This window comes from Mesobacillus zeae, from assembly GCF_003570705.1.
Classification (GTDB): domain Bacteria; phylum Bacillota; class Bacilli; order Bacillales; family Cytobacillaceae; genus Mesobacillus_C; species Mesobacillus_C zeae.
On record NZ_QWVT01000008.1, the window covers coordinates 344,746 to 362,926 of the forward strand.

The following is an 18,181-nucleotide window of genomic DNA, read 5'->3' on the forward strand; positions in this document are numbered from 1 at the left end:
GTGCCCCTTTGGAAGGGATTTTGCCACTTTACAAACCTGCTGGGATGACATCGCATGACTGCATTTTCCGGTTGAGAAAAATTCTGCGGATGAAGAGGATTGGGCATACTGGGACACTTGATCCCGATGTAACGGGTGTCCTTCCGATTTGTATTGGAAAAGCAACCAAAGTTGCGGAGTACATCACGGACGCGGGGAAAAGCTATGAAGGAGAAGTGACTCTAGGCTTTTCAACAGCTACGGAGGATTCTTCTGGTGAAGTAATCGAAGAAAAACGCGTAGACAGGGCGATTTTAAGAGAAGAAATCGTAAATACCCTAACTAAACTTACGGGGGAAGTTATCCAGACGCCTCCCATGTTTTCTGCTGTTAAGGTAAATGGGAAACGTCTATATGAATATGCCCGTCAGGGAATTGAAGTGGACAGGCCATCGAGGAAAGTAAATATATACAGCATTGAACTCCTGGACGACCGCGAAACTTTTGAGGGAGATCTTGTTTCCTTCCGTTTTCGGGTCTCGTGCAGCAAGGGTACATACATTAGGACACTCGCCGTTACAATCGGCGATATGCTTGGCTATCCGGCGCACATGTCTTATTTGCAAAGGTATCAGTCCGCTTCATTTCTGCTGGAGGACTGCCATACATTTGCCGAGATAGAAGAAGCAGCCGAACAAGGCAGGGTTCAAGAACTTTTGCGGCCGCTTGATGAAGGGGTATCTCATTTGCCGAAATTCCGGATAAATGATACAGTAGCAGAGAAAGTAAGGAACGGTGCAGTGCTCGAGATTCCAGAGAATCTTCTTGAAGAAGAAGGGCCAATTTCAGTCTGCCTAAACGATGGAACCGTACTTGCAATCTATCGAAAGCATCCGGCCAAACCAGGTCTGATCAAGCCGGATAAAGTAATTAGGAACGAGCCGGAATAAACATTCAGGCTTTGACAGAAAAGGTGAACAGTAACGTGGAATACATTAAGCTGCAGCATCCTCATTCATACAAAAATGATGACTTCCCGCCCATTGCCATGGCGCTTGGCTATTTTGACGGTGTGCATCTTGGACACCAGCAAGTCATCGCCGAAGCGAAACGAACGGCTGATTCAGCTGGGATGAAAAGCGCTGTAATGACATTTGATCCGCATCCTTCAGTCGTTCTTGGAAAAAGCATCCAGCATGTTGAATATATCACTCCGATTGAAGATAAGATCCAATATATAAGGGGAATGGGTGTGGATTATCTGTTTGTTGTCCATTTTACCCAGGAATTTTCCAACCTCCTTCCGCAGGAGTTTATTGACCAATATGTGATTGACCTGAATGTTAGAACAGTAGTCGCGGGCTTCGATTACACCTATGGGAAAATGGGAAAAGGAACAATGGAAACAATCCCGTTTCATTCCAGAGGGATGTTTGATTATGCCGTTGTCCCCAAGCTTGCCTCATCAGGGGAAAAAATCAGTTCTACACTTATCCGTTCCTGCCTGAGGGAGGGACGGATGGAAGAACTTCCTTCTCTTCTCGGTCGCCCATATTCAACGAGCGGAACTGTGATACACGGTGATAAGCGCGGGAGGACAATTGGTTTCCCGACAGCAAATGTCAATATTGAAGAATATATCATCCCGCCGACAGGAGTTTATGCAGTAAGGATCAATGTTAAGGGGGATTGGCACTTCGGTGTCTGCAACATCGGGTACCGGCCTACATTCAAGGAAAACAGGGAACCCAAGCCTTCCATCGAAGTGCATATTTTCAATTTTGAAGAAGAAATTTACGATGAATATGTCAAAGTTGAATGGCATGCCAGGCTTCGTGGAGAAAAGAAGTTTTCCGGAATTGATGAACTCGTCGGCCAAATCGCGAAAGACAGGCAGGAAGCCCTTGTCTACTTTGAAAATTACCATGGTTAGACTTGCTTTTTAGGGTGAAAAGATGTATTCTTATAAACGTACCAAAAAAGGAACCTTTGCTTGGCAAGTCGAGTCACCGACGCTTGCTCGGTAAATGGGGATAAATTACAGGAGGTGGATACGGATGGCAATCACAAAAGAGCGTAAAAACGAACTGATCGCTGAATTCAGAACTCATGAAAGCGACACTGGATCACCAGAAGTTCAAATCGCTGTCCTTACTGAAGAAATCAATACTTTGAACGGTCACTTGCGCGTTCATAAGAAAGACCATCACTCACGTCGCGGTCTTTTGAAAATGGTAGGTAAGCGTCGTAACCTTTTGACTTACCTTCGTAACAAAGACGTTTCACGTTACCGTGAACTAATCAACCGTCTTGGTTTACGTAGATAGTCTGCAGAAGCGGGATTTTTCCCGCTTTTTTATTAGGCAATTTTTTCAGGGGAAAGTTTCCCGCTTTTTGTACTGCCCGTATTTTTTGCGTACATATTGACAAAGCTTGTAGAAAGCTTGATTTCTGTACATAATATAACTGTATGGAAAGCATTTTGTTTTGCTGGACAGGCCCATTTTCGGGTTTTATTTTTCCTTAATAAGGTATATTTGTGATAAGAACAGCAATTATGCTGCAAACATACATGAACTGCTATCACGCATTTGCCAATTGGCAAATGCCATAATGATCCACGTTAGAGAGGGGCATTTGAATGGAACAAGAAAAACAACAGTTTTCATTAAACTGGGCCGGACGCGAACTGACCGTTGAAATCGGACAGCTTGCTAAACAGGCCAATGGCGCCGTTATGGTACGCTATGGAGATACAGTGGTGCTCAGCACTGCAACTGCTTCAAAGGAGCCAAAAAATCTCGATTTCTTTCCTTTGACTGTCAACTATGAAGAGCGACTGTATGCAGTCGGTAAAATACCTGGAGGCTTCATTAAAAGAGAAGGCCGTCCAAGCGAGAAAGCGATCCTTTCAAGCCGTCTGATTGACCGTCCTATCCGCCCACTGTTCGCAGATGGTTTCAGGAATGATGTTCAGGTTATTTCAATCGTTATGAGTGTTGATCAGAACTGCCCATCTGAAATGGCCGCAATGCTTGGTTCATCCCTTGCTTTGACTGTCTCTGATATCCCATTTCAAGGACCGATTGCCGGAGTAATTGTCGGAAGAGTAGATGGAAAGTTTGTCATCAACCCAACTGTCGAAGAAACGGAAAAAAGCGACATGCATCTGACTGTCGCGGGTACAATGGATGCGATTAACATGGTTGAGGCAGGCGCGGAGGAAGTGCCTGAGGAAGTCATGCTTGAAGCCATCATGTTTGGGCATGATGAAATCAAGAAACTGATTACATTCCAGCAGGAAATCGCCGCTAAAGTCGGCAAAGAGAAGATGGACATCACTTTGTTCGAACTTGACCCTAAGCTTGAAGCAGAAGTTCGCGAATTGTGTGAACAGGATATGCTTGCTGCGATTCAGGTGAAGGAAAAACATGCACGCGAGGCTGCAATTAAAGTGATCAAAAATAAAATCATCGAGCAATACCAGGAACAAGAAGCCGATGATTCTGACCTTAAACAAATTAAACAAATTCTTGATAAAATCGTCAAAGGCGAAGTACGCCGCTTGATTACTGAAGAAAAAGTACGTCCTGACGGGCGCGGTGTGGATGAAATCCGCCCACTTTCTTCACAAGTTGGTCTGCTGCCGCGAACGCACGGCTCGGGCTTGTTTACAAGGGGACAAACACAGGCGCTCAGCATTTGTACACTTGGCGCAATGGGGGATGTCCAGATTCTTGACGGACTTGGCCTTGAAGAAGAGAAACGTTTTATGCATCATTATAATTTCCCGCTGTTCAGCGTAGGTGAGACAGGTCCAATCCGCGGTCCAGGCCGACGAGAAATCGGTCATGGCGCACTGGGTGAACGCGCACTTGAACAGGTTATCCCATCGGAGAAGGATTTCCCTTACACAATCCGTTTGGTATCAGAAGTACTTGAATCTAATGGTTCTACATCACAGGCAAGTATTTGTGCCAGCACGCTGGCATTGATGGATGCAGGTGTTCCATTGAAAGCTCCGGTTGCCGGGATTGCCATGGGCCTTATAAAATCAGGCGAACACTATTCAATCCTGACAGACATCCAGGGGATGGAAGACCATCTAGGAGATATGGACTTTAAAGTGGCTGGTACAGCAAAAGGTGTTACAGCCTTGCAAATGGACATTAAAATTGACGGACTGTCCCGTGAAATTCTTGAGGAAGCCCTTCAGCAGGCGAAGAAAGGAAGAATGCAAATCCTTGAATCTATGCTGAATACACTTGCAGAGCCAAGAACAGAGCTTTCCAAGTACGCGCCAAAAATCATGACAATGACAATCAACCCAGACAAAATCCGTGATGTCATCGGGCCAAGCGGAAAACAAATCAATAAGATTATTGAGGAAACTGGCGTCAAGATCGACATTGAACAGGATGGCACCGTCTTTATCGCTTCAATCAATGAAGAAATGAACCAAAAAGCGAAGCGGATCATTGAAGATATTGTCCGTGAAGTTGAAGTTGGACAAATGTATCTTGGAAAAGTGAAACGAATTGAAAAATTCGGTGCATTTGTTGAAATCTTCAATGGCAAAGATGGTCTCGTCCATATATCCGAGCTTGCTGAAGAACGTGTAGGCAAGGTTGAGGATGTAGTGAAGCTTGGCGATGAATTGCTCGTAAAGGTAACCGAAATTGACAGGCAGGGCCGTGTTAACCTTTCCCGCAAAGCCGTGTTAAGGGAACAGCGTGAAAAGGCAGAACAGGCCGAGCAGAAATAGATCTTTTTTAAGCCAGGGGGAACCCTGGTTTTTTGCTGGTTATACTTGATTTTCACCGTCCGGATGTTCTACCCTGTCCGTTTCCCTCATAATTTTTAGGGAAGGGGGAAGGCATAATGCGAAAACTATTTCTGGGCGCGGCAATCATTCTTGGTTGGCTGCTGGTGAATAATACATATTCCCAATTTTATGTGGCAAAACTGAAAAGTGATACGATTCCTGTATCCATGCATGAAAATCACTTGTATAGGGAAATAGAAAGAAAGGCCGAAAAATATGAAACAGCCCCGATTGACGCCAGAATCGACCCGGTTTGGAAGGCGATTCCAGGCTATAATGGTCTCAAGGTGGATCTTGAAAAATCCTACAGGAAAATGAAAAAGTCCGGAAAGTATTCACAAGACAAGCTGGTCCTGGAACAGGTTAGCCCCAAAGTGCATTTGGGCAACCTCCCCCCTGCAGCCATATACAAAGGAAACCAGGAAAAGCCAATGGTGAGTTTTGTCATCAATGTTGCCTGGGGAAATGAGTATCTGTCGGACATGCTTGCCACTTTGAAAAAACATAATGTACAGGCAACTTTTTTTATGGAAGGGCGCTGGGTAAAAAATAATCCGAGTCTCGCAAAAATGATTGTTAGTGCAGGACATGAGGCAGGAAATCATTCGTTCTCACACCCTAAAATGGAGAGGTTGTCGGCCGCTAAGGCAAATGAAGAAATAAAGAAAACGAATGCAATCATTGAGACAACAACAGGCAAGGTTTGCCGCTGGTTTTCTCCGCCAAGCGGCGGCTACCGGGATGAAACAGTGAAGGTTGCTGCTGCGAACGGCCTTGGCACTATAATGTGGAGTGTGGATACCATTGACTGGCAAAAGCCTGATCCGCAGACTCTCATCAACAGGGTGACTACAAAAGTGCATAGCGGCGCACTCATTCTGATGCACCCGACCGAATCAACAGCAAAGTCGCTCGACCGGCTGATAACGGAGATGGAAAAGAGGAATCTTGAAATCGGAACGGTGTCGGAATTGCTGGATGAAGAACGCATTATGACAAAAATAACAAAAAAATAACCTTCTGTTTGGAAAAAGTGCCGAGAATGAAATATACTATTTTAATGCAGGAGTAGTTTTAGCAGCAGGTTCCAGAGGAGGAATTTATTTGATTAAGAAATACACATGCCAAAACGGAGTAAGAATTATTCTTGAACAAATTCCGACAGTCCGTTCTGTCGCTATTGGTGTCTGGATCGGTACAGGTTCAAGAAATGAAAATCCCGAGAATAACGGGATATCCCATTTCCTTGAACATATGTTCTTCAAGGGAACGACAACAAGATCTGCAAGGGACATTGCCGAATCTTTTGACAGCATCGGCGGCCAGGTCAATGCCTTTACTTCAAAGGAATATACCTGCTACTATGCAAAGGTGCTCGACAACCATGCACCTTTTGCACTGAATGTGCTTGCCGACATGTTCTTCAATTCTACGTTTGTGGAAGAAGAATTGAATAAAGAAAAGAATGTCGTTAACGAAGAAATCAAAATGTATGAAGATACGCCTGACGATATTGTGCATGACTTGCTGGGGAAAGCCATCTATAATGACCATTCCCTCGGATATCCGATACTTGGGACTGAAGGAACACTCGAAACGTTTACTGGTGATACGCTTAAACAATATATGCACGACACTTACACTCCTGAAAATGTCGTTATTTCAATTGCCGGGAATGTACCAGAAACCTTTATTTCCGATGCAGAAAAACTGTTTGGATCGTATGAAGCCGGGAAAGGCCATGCAGAACAGCCAAAACCTTCCTTCCATTCGAACAGGGTTTCCCGCAAAAAGGAAACGGAACAAGCTCACCTTTGTCTCGGCTTTGAAGGGCTGCAAATCGGTCATAAAGACATATACAGCCTGATTGTCCTGAATAATGTGCTCGGCGGAAGCATGAGCAGCCGTCTCTTCCAGGAAGTAAGGGAGCAGCGAGGGTTGGCTTACTCTGTATTCTCTTACCATTCCGCTTATCTTGACAGCGGGGTTGTGACCATCTATGGAGGAACGGGCGCGAAACAGCTGGATGTTCTATATGAAACAGTGCATGAAACGCTTTCCAAGCTAACGGCAGATGGAATCACTGAAAAAGAATTGAACAACAGCAAGGAACAGCTGAAGGGCAGCCTGATGCTAAGCCTTGAAAGCACGAACAGCCGGATGAGTAGGAACGGGAAAAACGAACTACTTCTCGGCCGCCATCGTTCGCTCGATGAAATAGTCGAGCAGATTGACCAGGTCACCAAACACAGCGTTGACAGCCTGGGCAAATCCATTTTTACAGACAATTTCTCCGTTTCGCTTATTAGCCCGGATGGAGTTTTGCCGAAGTTTTAATTTAAATATACATCTTTTTTAACAGCCCTCTGATGTGGGCTGTTTTTACATTTCCTTCGTCTAAAAAAAGAGCTCTGATGATACACTTTATTAAGGAGAGTAAAGAGGAGGGTGGAAAGTGCGTTTAAGTGAACTTGGCGGAAAAGAAATCGTTGATGTAAAAAAAGCAGAAAGGCTTGGTGTGCTCGGGCAGACTGACCTTGAGATCGATGAGCGAACAGGACAGGTGGAGGCCCTAGTCATCCCATCATTAAAGTGGTTCGGTTTCAAGCGGGAAGGAAACGAGCTGCGAGTCCCTTGGAAGCATATCAAAAAAATCGGTCCTGATATGGTCATGATCGACATTCCTGAAGAATAGGAGGCAGAAGCCTGCCTCAGTAAAAGATCGTCCTTACTTAGCTAGCCAATAGCTGGGTAAAGAGGCGATCTTTTTGTGTTGGGGCAAATTTTTATGGGTGTGAAGTCGTATTCTGCTCTCTTTTTTTTCCGGAAGCTAGAGTAAAACTCACCACAACGGTTTAATTGACATATGATGTTGGAGTAAATACTGTAAGGATTCCTGTTCGATAATTGAAAAGAAGGTGATGGTTCCTATGCTGACAGGAATGCAGATTGCTGTGCTTGGGGGCGATGCAAGGCAGCTTGAGATTATCCGCAAGCTGACGGAGCTTGACGCCAAGCTATCGCTTATTGGCTTTGAACAATTGGACCATGCGTTTACAGGAGCAGCAAAAGAAAAAATGGATGAACTGGATTTCGCCGCACAGGATGCGCTGATCCTTCCAGTACCGGGGACTAGTATCGAGGGCCAGGTGGAAACGATTTTTTCAAGCGAAAAGGTCATCCTGACAAAAGAAATGGTTGAGAAAACCCCATCACACTGCATGATTTATTCGGGAATCAGCAACGCCTACCTCACAGGTATTGCCGAACAGGCAAAAAGGCAGCTTGTTCTCTTGTTTGAACGTGATGATGTCGCTATATACAATTCTATCCCAACCGTTGAAGGGACGATTATGATGGCGATCCAGCACACAGACTTTACAATTCATGGATCGAATGTTGCTGTTCTTGGGCTAGGAAGAGTAGGGGTAAGTGTCGCGCGGAGCTTCCATGCTTTGGGGTCAAAAGTGAGAGTAGGGGCAAGAAAAAGCGAACACCTTGCCAGAATAGCAGAAATGGCTTTGACCCCATTTCACCTTGATAATCTAGGGAGTATGGTCGGGGATATCGATATATGTATCAATACGATTCCCCACCCGGTCGTAACCGCGTCCATCATTTCCAAAATGCCTTCCCATACACTAATCATTGATCTTGCATCCAAACCGGGAGGCACAGATTTCCGCTATGCTGAAAAGAGAGGAATCAAAGCGCTTCTCGCTCCAGGGCTGCCTGGAATCGTTGCCCCAAAAACAGCCGGACAGATACTTGCCAACGTTCTTGCACAACTAATCGGGGATGAATATACCGAAAGAAAGGGGATATAGGCAATGAGTCTGAAAGGAAAAAGGATCGGCTTTGGTTTGACAGGTTCGCATTGTACGTATGACGCTGTTATGCCGGAGATAGAAAAGCTTGTCAACGAAGGGGCAGAAGTAGTTCCTGTTGTTACGTTCACTGTCCAGACGACGAATACCCGTTTTGGCAAAGGTGAGGACTGGATCGAAAGGATAGAGACCCTGACAGGCAACAAAGTGATCGATTCAATTGTAAAAGCGGAGCCCTTGGGGCCTAAAATGCCGCTTGACTGTATGGTTGTCGCCCCAATGACTGGTGTATCCATGAGCAAATTTGCTAACGCCATGAATGATTCTCCCGTACTGATGGCAGCCAAGGCAACGTTAAGGAATCAAAAACCGGTAGTTCTTGGTATATCAACGAACGATGCCCTAGGGTTAAACGGTGTAAACCTCATGAGGCTTATGTCTGCAAAAAACGTTTATTTTATTCCTTTTGGCCAGGATGATCCTGAAAGTAAACCTAACAGCATGGTGGCGAGAATGGGTATGCTCCGCGAGACCATCATCAGTGCTATTAGCGGCCAGCAGCTGCAGCCAGTGATTGTGGAGCGGTTTCGCGACGATGCGTAGTCCTCTAAACAGGAAATATGATTTTAAGTGATAGGAAAATTTGTCCCCTTCCAATTTGAACACTGCGTGGCACTATTATCCTTTATTCAGACAGAGAGACAAAATGGCCCTTTCCTTCATGAATGAATATGATAAAATAAATGATATTAAGAATCGGCAGATAGTTTAGGCATTTTCCCTGTCTGCCGCTTGATACTTAAAAAAACCGGGATTCCGGATTGTAAATTCACTTTGGAAGGGGAAACGAACCATGCCGCAAGAAAAAGGTTTCCACGTTGCTGTCGTAGGCGCAACCGGGGCTGTTGGCCAGCAGATGATCAAGACGCTTGAAGAAAGAAATTTTCCAATCTCTAAGTTAACGTTATTGTCTTCATCGCGTTCCGCAGGCACAACAGCTTTTTTTAAAGGCCAGGAAATTACTATTCAGGAAGCGCTGCCTGAAAGCTTTGAAGGTGTGCAGATAGCTCTTTTCAGCGCAGGGGGAAGCGTGTCGAAAGAACTGGCACCAGAAGCAGTCAAGCGGGGTGCCATTGTCGTAGACAATACAAGCGCGTTCAGAATGGATGAAAATGTGCCGCTTGTCGTGCCCGAAGTGAACGAAGAGGATTTGAAAAACCATAATGGCATTATCGCTAATCCTAACTGCTCTACCATTCAGATGGTTGTTGCACTCGAGCCTTTCCGCCAGAAATTTGGCCTGGGCAAAGTGATTGTATCGACATATCAGGCTGTGTCAGGTGCAGGGGCTGCGGCAGTGGATGAACTGAAAAGACAAACTAAAGCCTTGATGAACGATGAAGAGGTGGAACCGAAGATCCTTCCGGTTAAATCCGCGAGCAAGCATTACCAAATCGCTTTTAATGCAGTTCCGCAGATTGATACTTTCCAGGATAATGGCTTTACGTTCGAAGAAATGAAGATGATTAATGAAACAAAGAAAATAATGCATATGCCGTCATTGCAGGTTGCAGCCACCTGCGTGCGCCTTCCGATAGCCATCGGGCATTCAGAGTCGGTTTATTTTGAGACAGAAACAGCAGGCCTCACCATTGACGAAGCAAAAGATTTGATGAAAAACGCTCCTGGTGTCATTCTTGAAGATGACCCTTCACAGCAATTGTATCCAATGCCTGCAAACTGTGTCGGCAAGAACGAGGTTTTTGTCGGAAGAATGCGAAAGGACCTTGACTATGAAAAAGGCTTCCATATGTGGGTCGTTTCCGACAACCTGCTGAAAGGTGCAGCCTGGAACTCCGTCCAGATTGCCGAAAGCCTGGTTAAGCTTGAGCTTGTGTAGTTAGAGGGTACAGGATTCATCGTATGAGAGTGATATTATAGAGGTGTTAATAATGAAGATAATCGTTCAAAAGTTTGGCGGAACTTCCGTCCGGGATGACAATAGCCGGGCGCATGCCATCAAACATATCCAGCAGGCAATCTCGCAGGGCTTCAAGGCAGTGGTAGTAGTTTCGGCAATGGGGCGCAAGGGAGACCCGTATGCAACTGATACGCTCCTTGATCTGGTAGGAGGAAACGAGAACGGTCTGAGCAAGCGGGAGCACGACCTCCTTCTTTCTTGCGGCGAGACAATTTCGAGTGTGGTTTTTACAAACAAGCTGCTCGAGCATGGAATTAATGCAGTGGCCCTAACAGGTGCGCAGGCAGGATTCCGCACAAACCGTGATCATACCAATGCGAAAATTGTAGAAATGAAATGTGACCGTTTGCTGAAAGAACTCGAAAATGTTGACGCTGTGGTTGTTGCTGGCTTCCAAGGAGCAGGCCCTAACGGGGATACAACGACAATTGGCCGAGGAGGCAGCGATACATCCGCTGCAGCTCTTGGCGCTGCGCTGAATGCAGAATGGATTGATATTTTCACGGATGTGGAAGGTATTATGACCGCCGATCCGCGGATTGCAGAGAATGCACGCCCGCTTTCGGTTGTTACCTATACTGAAGTGTGCAACATGGCATATCAGGGAGCGAAAGTCATCCATCCGCGTGCAGTGGAAATTGCCATGCAGGCAAAAGTCCCGATCAGGATAAGATCTACTTATTCCGATTCGAACGGAACGCTTGTCACCTCCATTAGCAGAAATGGCAAAGGAAGCGACATAAGAGAGCGTCTTATCACTGGGATTGCGCATATGTCCAATGTCACCCAAATCAAAGTGAATGCAAAAAAGGATCAGTATAATCTTCAGTCAGAAGTTTTCAAGGCAATGGCCAATGAGGAAATCAGTGTCGATTTTATCAACATATCGCCAACCGCTGTCGTGTACACAGTCTCAAATGGTGCTGCTGACAGAGCGCAAGCTGTCCTGGAAAACCTCGGCCACAATCCTCAGATTGAACGGGACTGCGCGAAGGTTTCTGTTGTCGGGGGAGGAATGGCGGGTGTTCCTGGCGTTACTTCAAAAATTGTTACGGCTTTGTCGGATAAAGGGATTCGCATTTTGCAATCAGCGGACAGCCATACGACAATTTGGGTACTTGTGAAGGAAGATGACCTCGTCACAGCCGTCAATGCTCTCCACGATGCATTTGAATTAGAAAAAGAACAACAGGAAACACATCAGGATTGATAAAAAGGAGTGGGAAACATGGTCCATTTCGGACGCATTTCGACCGCGATGGTTACACCGTTTGACAAAAACGGTCATATTGACTTTGCCAAAACAACCAAGCTAGTTAACCATCTTATCGAAAACGGGACAGATTCCCTGGTTGTTGCCGGAACGACAGGCGAATCTCCAACCCTTTCAAAAGAAGAAAAAATTGCTTTGTTCCAGCATATTGTCAAAACGGTTGACAAGCGGATTCCGGTTATTGCCGGAACGGGCAGCAACAATACTTACGCAACAATTGAATTGACGAAAAAAGCGGAAGAAATTGGCGTAGACGGCATTATGATCGTTGCTCCGTATTATAATAAGCCGAACCAGGAAGGGCTTTACCAGCACTTCAAGGCTGCTGCCGAGAGTACGAGTCTTCCTGTCATGGTTTATAATATTCCCGGCAGGTCGGTTGTCAACCTCCTTCCGGCAACGATCATCAGGCTTTCACAAATCCCGAATATCGTTGCCGTCAAGGAAGCAAGCGGGGACCTTAATGCAATGACGAAGATTATTGCAGAAACGCCAGACGATTTTGTTCTTTACAGCGGGGATGACGGCTTGACGCTGCCAATCCTGTCTATCGGCGGTGTAGGTGTAGTGTCTGTAGCATCCCATATCATTGGCAATCAAATGCAGGAAATGGTTCAAGCCTTTTTCTCAGGCGATATCCAGAGTGCGGCCAAGATGCACCAGGAACTTCTTCCAGTCATGCAAGGACTATTTACAGCACCAAGTCCAGCGCCTGTTAAAACGGCTCTCCAGATGCAAGGCATGGATGTCGGTACAGTCAGGCTTCCGCTTGTGCCGCTCACGGAAACAGAGAGAGTAGCGCTTGCCAAATTGGTTTTATAAACATATCATAAACTCTCATAAAACGACCGTCCTTTTAAGGGATCGGTCGTTTTTTTAGTGCATGCATGATTGGGCTGCATTTCGCATTTCCATGCTTCTAGTTGTCATGATTTTCCGTTATCAAGTATAATAGCCTTAACTGGTCAAAGGTCGGCCCAATACAGCATAGGAGGATACATGATTTGAAAAAGAAAATAAATGAAACTATTAAATTAATCCCTTTGGGCGGTGTAGGGGAACTTGGAAAGAATATGTACATCACAGAAGTTGACGATGATCTTTTCATTATCGATGCCGGGCTCATGTTTCCGGAGAATGAAATGCTTGGAATCGACATTGTGATTCCTGAGTTAACTTATATTAAGGAAAACAGAGACAGGGTCAGGGCGATTTTTCTTACGCATGGCCATGAGGACCATATTGGAGCGCTTTCCTATATCCTTAGGGAAATCCAGGTTCCAATCTATGGGACAAGGCTGACGCTGGCAATGGCGAAGGCAAAGATGAAAGAGCAGGAATACTATGGCCCTGCAGATTTCAGGCTGGTTGATTCAGAAACGGTAGTTGAATTTGAATCATCCTACGTTTCTTTCTTCAGAACGAACCATAGCATTCCTGATTCCATCGGTATAACCATACATACGTCTGAAGGGGCCATTGTCCATACTGGTGATTTTAAATTCGACCAGGCTGCCTCAAGGATGTACAAACCTGAAATCGGGAAAATGGCCAGGATCGGCGAAGAGGGTGTCCTTTGCCTGCTCTCTGACAGCATGGAAGCCGAGAAGCCAGGTTATACTGCTTCTGAAGCTATCATGGCACGTGAATTGAACGGTGTGTTTTCACATGCGAAAGGAAGGGTCATTGCTGCATGCTTCGCCTCAGACTTGATTCGTATCCAGCACGTTTTTGACAGCGCTAGAGACAGCAGCCGTAAAGTGGCCGTTGTCGGAAAAAGCCTTAAGAAAATATATGATCTAGTGATTGAGCTAGGTTATCTTGAAGTGGACGAGGAAGTGTTGATTTCAGTTCCGGAAATCAAAAACTATCCCGAAGATGAAGTTGTCATACTTGCAACCGGAAATCAGGGCGAGCCTATCGAGGTACTGCAAAAGATGGCCAGACAGAGCCATCCTCAAGTGAACATTAAGGAAGGTGATACTGTCATCATTGCGGCTTCCCCGCTTGGCGCAAATGAGGTCTTTGTCAACAAAACCATTGACATACTAGAGAGGGCAGGCGCCAATGTATTCGCCGGTAAACGGGCAGTCCACATTTCAAGCCATGGCAGCCAGGAAGAATTGAAGTTTATGATTAATTTAATGAATCCAAAGTTCTTTATTCCAGTGCATGGCGAATATAAAATGCTGAAGGCACACACCCAGTTGGCAATGGAATGCGGGATTCCAAAAGAAAGAATTCATATCCCCGACCGCGGGGATGTTATAACCTTAGAAAAAGGGAAGATTCGCTCCACTGAAAAAGTGGCAGCGGGTAATATCTTGATTGACGGAATCGGAGTTGGAGATGTTGGCAATATCGTTCTCCGTGACCGCAGGCTTCTATCGCAGGATGGAATATTAATCGTCGTTGTTACCTTGAACAAGGCGGAAAGAAAGATTGCCGCGGGTCCAGAAATTATCTCCAGAGGCTTTGTATATGTACGAGAATCCGAAAAGCTAATGGAGGAATCGTCCGACATCGTCAAGGGGATTGTCGAGAAAGTCATTGCAAAGCCTTCGTTTGACTGGGCAGGCCTTAAGCAGGATATGAGGGATGCGCTAAGCCAGCAGTTATATGAAAAGACAAAACGCAGGCCGATGATTATGCCAATCCTGATGGAAGTAAATACGAGGCGTTAGGCGGTAAAGCTGCAGAAACACATCCTGCAGCTTTTTCTTGTCTTCTTAAATAAAAACTTAAACAAAAAAACGGGACTGTCGCTGAATGAAATCCAAAAATTGGCTCATACTAAACAGGATTATGCCTGAAGGGAGCCATCAGCATGGAAAAGAATGAAAATTTTCCGGTTAACCAAGAGGAGGAAAGAGAAGAAAAGCCATCATCCGGACTCCTCGAAAAAATACAGCAGCTCGGCCAGACGAATGTTCCACAGCTCTCGCAGGACTCAAAAATACACTGTTTGACGATTGTGGGACAGATAGAAGGCCATATGCAGCTGCCTCCGCATAATAAAACAACCAAATATGAACATTTAATTCCGCAAATCGTTGCCATCGAACAAAACCCGAATATCGAAGGGCTTCTTGTTATCCTTAATACAGTTGGAGGCGACGTCGAAGCAGGGCTGGCCATTTCTGAGATGCTTGCATCTCTTTCAAAGCCATCTGTGTCGCTTGTACTTGGTGGCGGCCACTCAATCGGTGTGCCAATTGCTGTGTCATGCGAGCATTCATTTATAGCTGAAACGGCCACCATGACCATCCATCCAATCAGGCTGACCGGTCTCGTGATCGGGGTGCCGCAGACATTCGAGTACCTTGATAAAATGCAGGAAAGAGTCATCAAGTTTGTAACAAGGCATTCTCATGTATCAGAGGAAGACTTTAAGGAACTAATGTTTGCAAAAGGGAATCTGACAAGGGACATTGGGACGAACGTAGTGGGCAGGGAGGCAGTTACCTGTGGACTGATCGATGACGTTGGCGGGATAGGGCAAGCCATGAAAAAACTGAACGAATTGATAGATGCGAGCAAGGTGGAAAGGGATGGACCCGTGCAATGATCCTATATACGATGATGCCACATGAACTGGTCTATCCGCCTGATACATCACAGGCAGAACAAGTCATCATAAAATACAAAGGAATCCCGCTTGTCGCTGAGAAGGCAGAAATGATGGAATACCGGGTCATTCGCATCCTGAGCACAGATCCTGGCCATTTTCTTATTCCCGAATGCGCGCCAGGAGCGAAAATTTCATGGGGACAGAACGAATGTTTGTGAACCTTGTTGGAAACAACTATGCTATAATAAGCTATAAACAATTGCAGGCAGCCTAAAAGGCTGCTTCTTTTCTTCCCTGCAGATCCGGAAAATAGCTAGATTGAACAATGTTTAAGGAAACTATTAAATAAGGTGATAGAATGGCAAAAAAGAAACGGCGGAAATCAAACCAAAAAAATACAATGAAGTCCACCGTCAAATACGAATTGGCAGGATTGATTATACTTGCGCTGACCATCATTGCAATGGCAGGGCTCGGAAAAGCAGGAACAGTACTTGTATTGTTTTTCAGGTTTTTCATGGGGCAATGGTACATGCTTATTCTTCTGGGGCTTGCGGCATTCAGCATTTATATCATGTGGAAGCGGACGATTCCGGACCTCTTGAAGGTCAAATTGGTCGGTACATACTTTATTGTCGCTGCCATTCTCCTTCTAAGCCACGTAACGATTATTGACCTTCTCCTCCAAGGGGGAAAAACAGGTGATCCAAGCGTGATTTCAAATACCTTCAAGCTTTTTGAACTTGAAGCGAGAGGGAAGCCAAATCCCCAGGGACTAGGCGGAGGCATGATTGGTGCAGTACTTTTCGCTATGTTTTATTATTTGTTTGATGCGGCTGGTACGCAGCTAATTGCTTTTGTGCTGATTATCATCGGTTCCGTACTTATAACGGGACGGACCTTTGGTGATGTGGCAGGAAGAGTCATTATGGGTTTCAGCGGTTTTTTCAGAAGCCAGTGGTCAGCCTTCCTTGATGATTTTCAGGAGTGGAAGGAAAAGAGGGCTGAACGGAAGCCGAAAAAAAAGAAATCAGGCAGAGGGAGAGCACAAAAATCACAATCGGTCCCAGAGCAAGCTCCTGGGGCTGAATTGGAACATGAAATAGATAATAATCATGAACCAATCATTTCAAGCTTTGCAGAGCGTGCTTACACCGAACCTGGTGAAGCATCAGATAAATCAGCTCCTGCTGAAAACACCAGCAGCACTTCCGAGACTCAGTCCGAAGAGGAGCAGGCACCTCCGATTACTTTCACCGAGGTGGAAAACGCAGCCTATGAGCTGCCGCCAATTACATTGTTAAAACCGCCAAGCCAAACGGACCAAAGCGGTGAGTATGAGTTGATCCATGCAAATGCAGCCAAGCTTGAGCGAACCTTCCAGAGTTTCGGTGTAAAGGCAAGGGTCACACAGGTACATCTTGGCCCAGCAGTAACAAAGTATGAGGTCCATCCTGATGTGGGAGTGAAGGTCAGCAGGATTGTTAGCCTTCACGATGATTTGGCCCTCGCGCTTGCTGCTAAGGATATAAGGATAGAGGCTCCAATTCCAGGTAAATCAGCCATCGGAATTGAAGTGCCGAATTCCGAGGTAGCCATGGTTTCATTGAGGGAAGTGCTCGAGGCAAAGAAGCATGACAAGCCTTCCGCTAAGCTGCAAATCGGACTTGGACGGGATATTACCGGCGATGCTGTTCTCGCGGAATTGAACAAAATGCCCCATCTGCTTGTAGCAGGGGCGACTGGAAGCGGTAAAAGTGTGTGCATTAACGGAATTATCACAAGCATCCTGATGAGGGCAAAGCCGCATGAAGTAAAGCTGATGATGATTGATCCTAAAATGGTCGAACTGAATGTGTATAACGGAATTCCGCATCTCCTGGCACCAGTAGTCACAAACGCAAAGAAAGCATCTCAGGCGCTGAAAAAAGTCGTGGGTGAAATGGAACGGCGCTACGAGCTGTTTTCGCATACTGGAACAAGAAATATTGAAGGATATAATGATTACATAAAACGGTACAATGCAGAGGAAAAAGAAAACCAGCCTCTCCTTCCGTACATCGTGGTCATTGTAGATGAGCTCGCCGACTTGATGATGGTTGCCTCATCTGATGTTGAAGATTCAATCACAAGGCTGGCGCAGATGGCCCGGGCAGCAGGCATACACTTGATCATAGCCACCCAAAGACCGTCAGTCGATGTCATTACAGGTGTGATCAAGGCGAACATTCCTTCAAGGATTGCTTTTGCAGTATCATCAATGACTGATTCGCGGACAATTCTTGACATGGGGGGTGCTGAAAAGCTTCTGGGAAGAGGAGATATGCTCTTCCTGCCTGTAGGGGCTTCCAAGCCTGTCAGGGTGCAGGGAGCTTTTCTTTCCGACCAGGAAGTCGAGGATATTGTTGAGTACGTAATCGGCCAGCAAAAAGCCCAGTACCAAAGTGAAATGATTCCGGAGGATATACCGGAAAACACGTCAGAAGTTGACGATGAATTGTACGGAGATGCAGTCGACCTTGTGGTAGATATGCAGACCGCTTCCGTTTCAATGCTTCAGCGCAGGTTCCGCATCGGCTACTCCCGCGCGGCCCGTCTGATTGACGAGATGGAGCAGAGAGGCGTTGTCGGCCCATATGAAGGGAGCAAGCCGAGGACCGTCCTTGTGGCAAAGACAGAAGAAGCAAGCTCTTGATCAAGGAGAGGTAAACATAAAAAAGACAAG

16 protein-coding genes are annotated in these 18,181 nt (G+C 45.8%); all 16 read left to right on the forward strand.

The annotated features are described in order from the left end of the window. Positions 1-8: 8 nt before the first annotated feature. The 16 genes from truB to D1970_RS04250 all read left to right on the forward strand — a co-directional run bounded on the left by truB (position 9) and on the right by D1970_RS04250 (position 18,151). Positions 9-929, forward strand: a complete 921-nt coding sequence (gene truB / locus D1970_RS04170; RefSeq protein ID WP_119111606.1) for a tRNA pseudouridine(55) synthase TruB — start codon at positions 9-11, stop codon at positions 927-929. A 35-nt stretch (positions 930-964) separates the two neighbouring features. Then, a complete protein-coding gene (gene ribF, locus D1970_RS04175; protein ID WP_119111607.1) occupies positions 965-1,912 on the forward strand; it encodes a bifunctional riboflavin kinase/FAD synthetase in 948 nt (315 codons plus the stop codon). A gap of 124 nt (positions 1,913-2,036) precedes the next feature. Beyond that, a complete protein-coding gene (rpsO, locus tag D1970_RS04180) occupies positions 2,037-2,306 on the forward strand; it encodes a 30S ribosomal protein S15 (protein ID WP_119111608.1) in 270 nt (89 codons plus the stop codon). Between the two features lie 314 nt (positions 2,307-2,620). Beyond that, positions 2,621-4,744: a polyribonucleotide nucleotidyltransferase gene (pnp, locus tag D1970_RS04190; RefSeq protein WP_119111610.1), complete on the forward strand. Its 2,124-nt coding sequence runs from the start codon at positions 2,621-2,623 to the stop codon at positions 4,742-4,744. 116 nt (positions 4,745-4,860) lie between these two features. Then, on the forward strand, positions 4,861-5,820 hold the full coding sequence (locus D1970_RS04195; RefSeq protein WP_119111611.1) for a polysaccharide deacetylase family protein: 960 nt from the start codon (positions 4,861-4,863) through the stop codon (positions 5,818-5,820). An 88-nt stretch (positions 5,821-5,908) separates the two neighbouring features. Then, complete coding sequence (locus D1970_RS04200) at positions 5,909-7,141, forward strand: M16 family metallopeptidase (protein ID WP_119111612.1); 1,233 nt, start codon at positions 5,909-5,911, stop codon at positions 7,139-7,141. Between the two features lie 118 nt (positions 7,142-7,259). Continuing rightward, complete coding sequence (locus D1970_RS04205; protein WP_119111613.1) at positions 7,260-7,499, forward strand: YlmC/YmxH family sporulation protein; 240 nt, start codon at positions 7,260-7,262, stop codon at positions 7,497-7,499. 235 nt (positions 7,500-7,734) lie between these two features. Further along, entirely contained in the window at positions 7,735-8,631 is an 897-nt protein-coding gene (gene dpaA / locus D1970_RS04210; protein WP_119111614.1) for a dipicolinic acid synthetase subunit A, read from the forward strand. Positions 8,632-8,634: 3 nt separating this feature from the next. Then, complete coding sequence (gene dpaB, locus D1970_RS04215) at positions 8,635-9,234, forward strand: dipicolinate synthase subunit B (protein WP_119111615.1); 600 nt, start codon at positions 8,635-8,637, stop codon at positions 9,232-9,234. Between the two features lie 250 nt (positions 9,235-9,484). Further along, a complete protein-coding gene (asd, locus tag D1970_RS04220; protein ID WP_119111616.1) occupies positions 9,485-10,531 on the forward strand; it encodes an aspartate-semialdehyde dehydrogenase in 1,047 nt (348 codons plus the stop codon). 52 nt (positions 10,532-10,583) lie between these two features. After that, entirely contained in the window at positions 10,584-11,822 is a 1,239-nt protein-coding gene (gene dapG, locus D1970_RS04225; protein ID WP_119111617.1) for an aspartate kinase, read from the forward strand. An 18-nt stretch (positions 11,823-11,840) separates the two neighbouring features. Next, on the forward strand, positions 11,841-12,707 hold the full coding sequence (gene dapA, locus D1970_RS04230; protein WP_119111618.1) for a 4-hydroxy-tetrahydrodipicolinate synthase: 867 nt from the start codon (positions 11,841-11,843) through the stop codon (positions 12,705-12,707). Positions 12,708-12,889: 182 nt separating this feature from the next. Beyond that, complete coding sequence (locus D1970_RS04235; protein WP_119111619.1) at positions 12,890-14,569, forward strand: ribonuclease J; 1,680 nt, start codon at positions 12,890-12,892, stop codon at positions 14,567-14,569. Between the two features lie 143 nt (positions 14,570-14,712). Beyond that, positions 14,713-15,453, forward strand: coding sequence for a ClpP family protease (locus D1970_RS04240; RefSeq protein WP_119111620.1), 741 nt, complete (start codon positions 14,713-14,715; stop codon positions 15,451-15,453). Next, positions 15,450-15,674 carry a YlzJ-like family protein gene (locus tag D1970_RS04245; protein WP_119111621.1) on the forward strand — a complete coding sequence of 75 codons (225 nt, stop codon included), beginning with the start codon at positions 15,450-15,452 and terminating at the stop codon, positions 15,672-15,674. The genes D1970_RS04240 and D1970_RS04245 overlap by 4 nt, the downstream gene beginning before the upstream one ends. 140 nt (positions 15,675-15,814) lie before the next feature. After that, complete coding sequence (locus D1970_RS04250; RefSeq protein WP_119111622.1) at positions 15,815-18,151, forward strand: FtsK/SpoIIIE family DNA translocase; 2,337 nt, start codon at positions 15,815-15,817, stop codon at positions 18,149-18,151. Positions 18,152-18,181: the final 30 nt, after the last annotated feature.

What these genes read in the sequence shown, in the direction of transcription:
- D1970_RS04250 (WP_119111622.1), top strand. Translation starts at nt 15,815, where the DNA reads ATGGCAAAAAAGAAACGGCGGAAATCAAACCAAAAAAATACAATGAAG.
- dpaA (WP_119111614.1), top strand. Translation starts at nt 7,735, where the DNA reads ATGCTGACAGGAATGCAGATTGCTGTGCTTGGGGGCGATGCAAGGCAG.
- D1970_RS04195 (WP_119111611.1), top strand. Translation starts at nt 4,861, where the DNA reads ATGCGAAAACTATTTCTGGGCGCGGCAATCATTCTTGGTTGGCTGCTG.
- pnp (WP_119111610.1), top strand. Translation starts at nt 2,621, where the DNA reads ATGGAACAAGAAAAACAACAGTTTTCATTAAACTGGGCCGGACGCGAA.
- dpaB (WP_119111615.1), top strand. Translation starts at nt 8,635, where the DNA reads ATGAGTCTGAAAGGAAAAAGGATCGGCTTTGGTTTGACAGGTTCGCAT.
- D1970_RS04245 (WP_119111621.1), top strand. Translation starts at nt 15,450, where the DNA reads ATGATCCTATATACGATGATGCCACATGAACTGGTCTATCCGCCTGAT.
- asd (WP_119111616.1), top strand. Translation starts at nt 9,485, where the DNA reads ATGCCGCAAGAAAAAGGTTTCCACGTTGCTGTCGTAGGCGCAACCGGG.
- D1970_RS04240 (WP_119111620.1), top strand. Translation starts at nt 14,713, where the DNA reads ATGGAAAAGAATGAAAATTTTCCGGTTAACCAAGAGGAGGAAAGAGAA.
- dapA (WP_119111618.1), top strand. Translation starts at nt 11,841, where the DNA reads ATGGTCCATTTCGGACGCATTTCGACCGCGATGGTTACACCGTTTGAC.
- dapG (WP_119111617.1), top strand. Translation starts at nt 10,584, where the DNA reads ATGAAGATAATCGTTCAAAAGTTTGGCGGAACTTCCGTCCGGGATGAC.
- rpsO (WP_119111608.1), top strand. Translation starts at nt 2,037, where the DNA reads ATGGCAATCACAAAAGAGCGTAAAAACGAACTGATCGCTGAATTCAGA.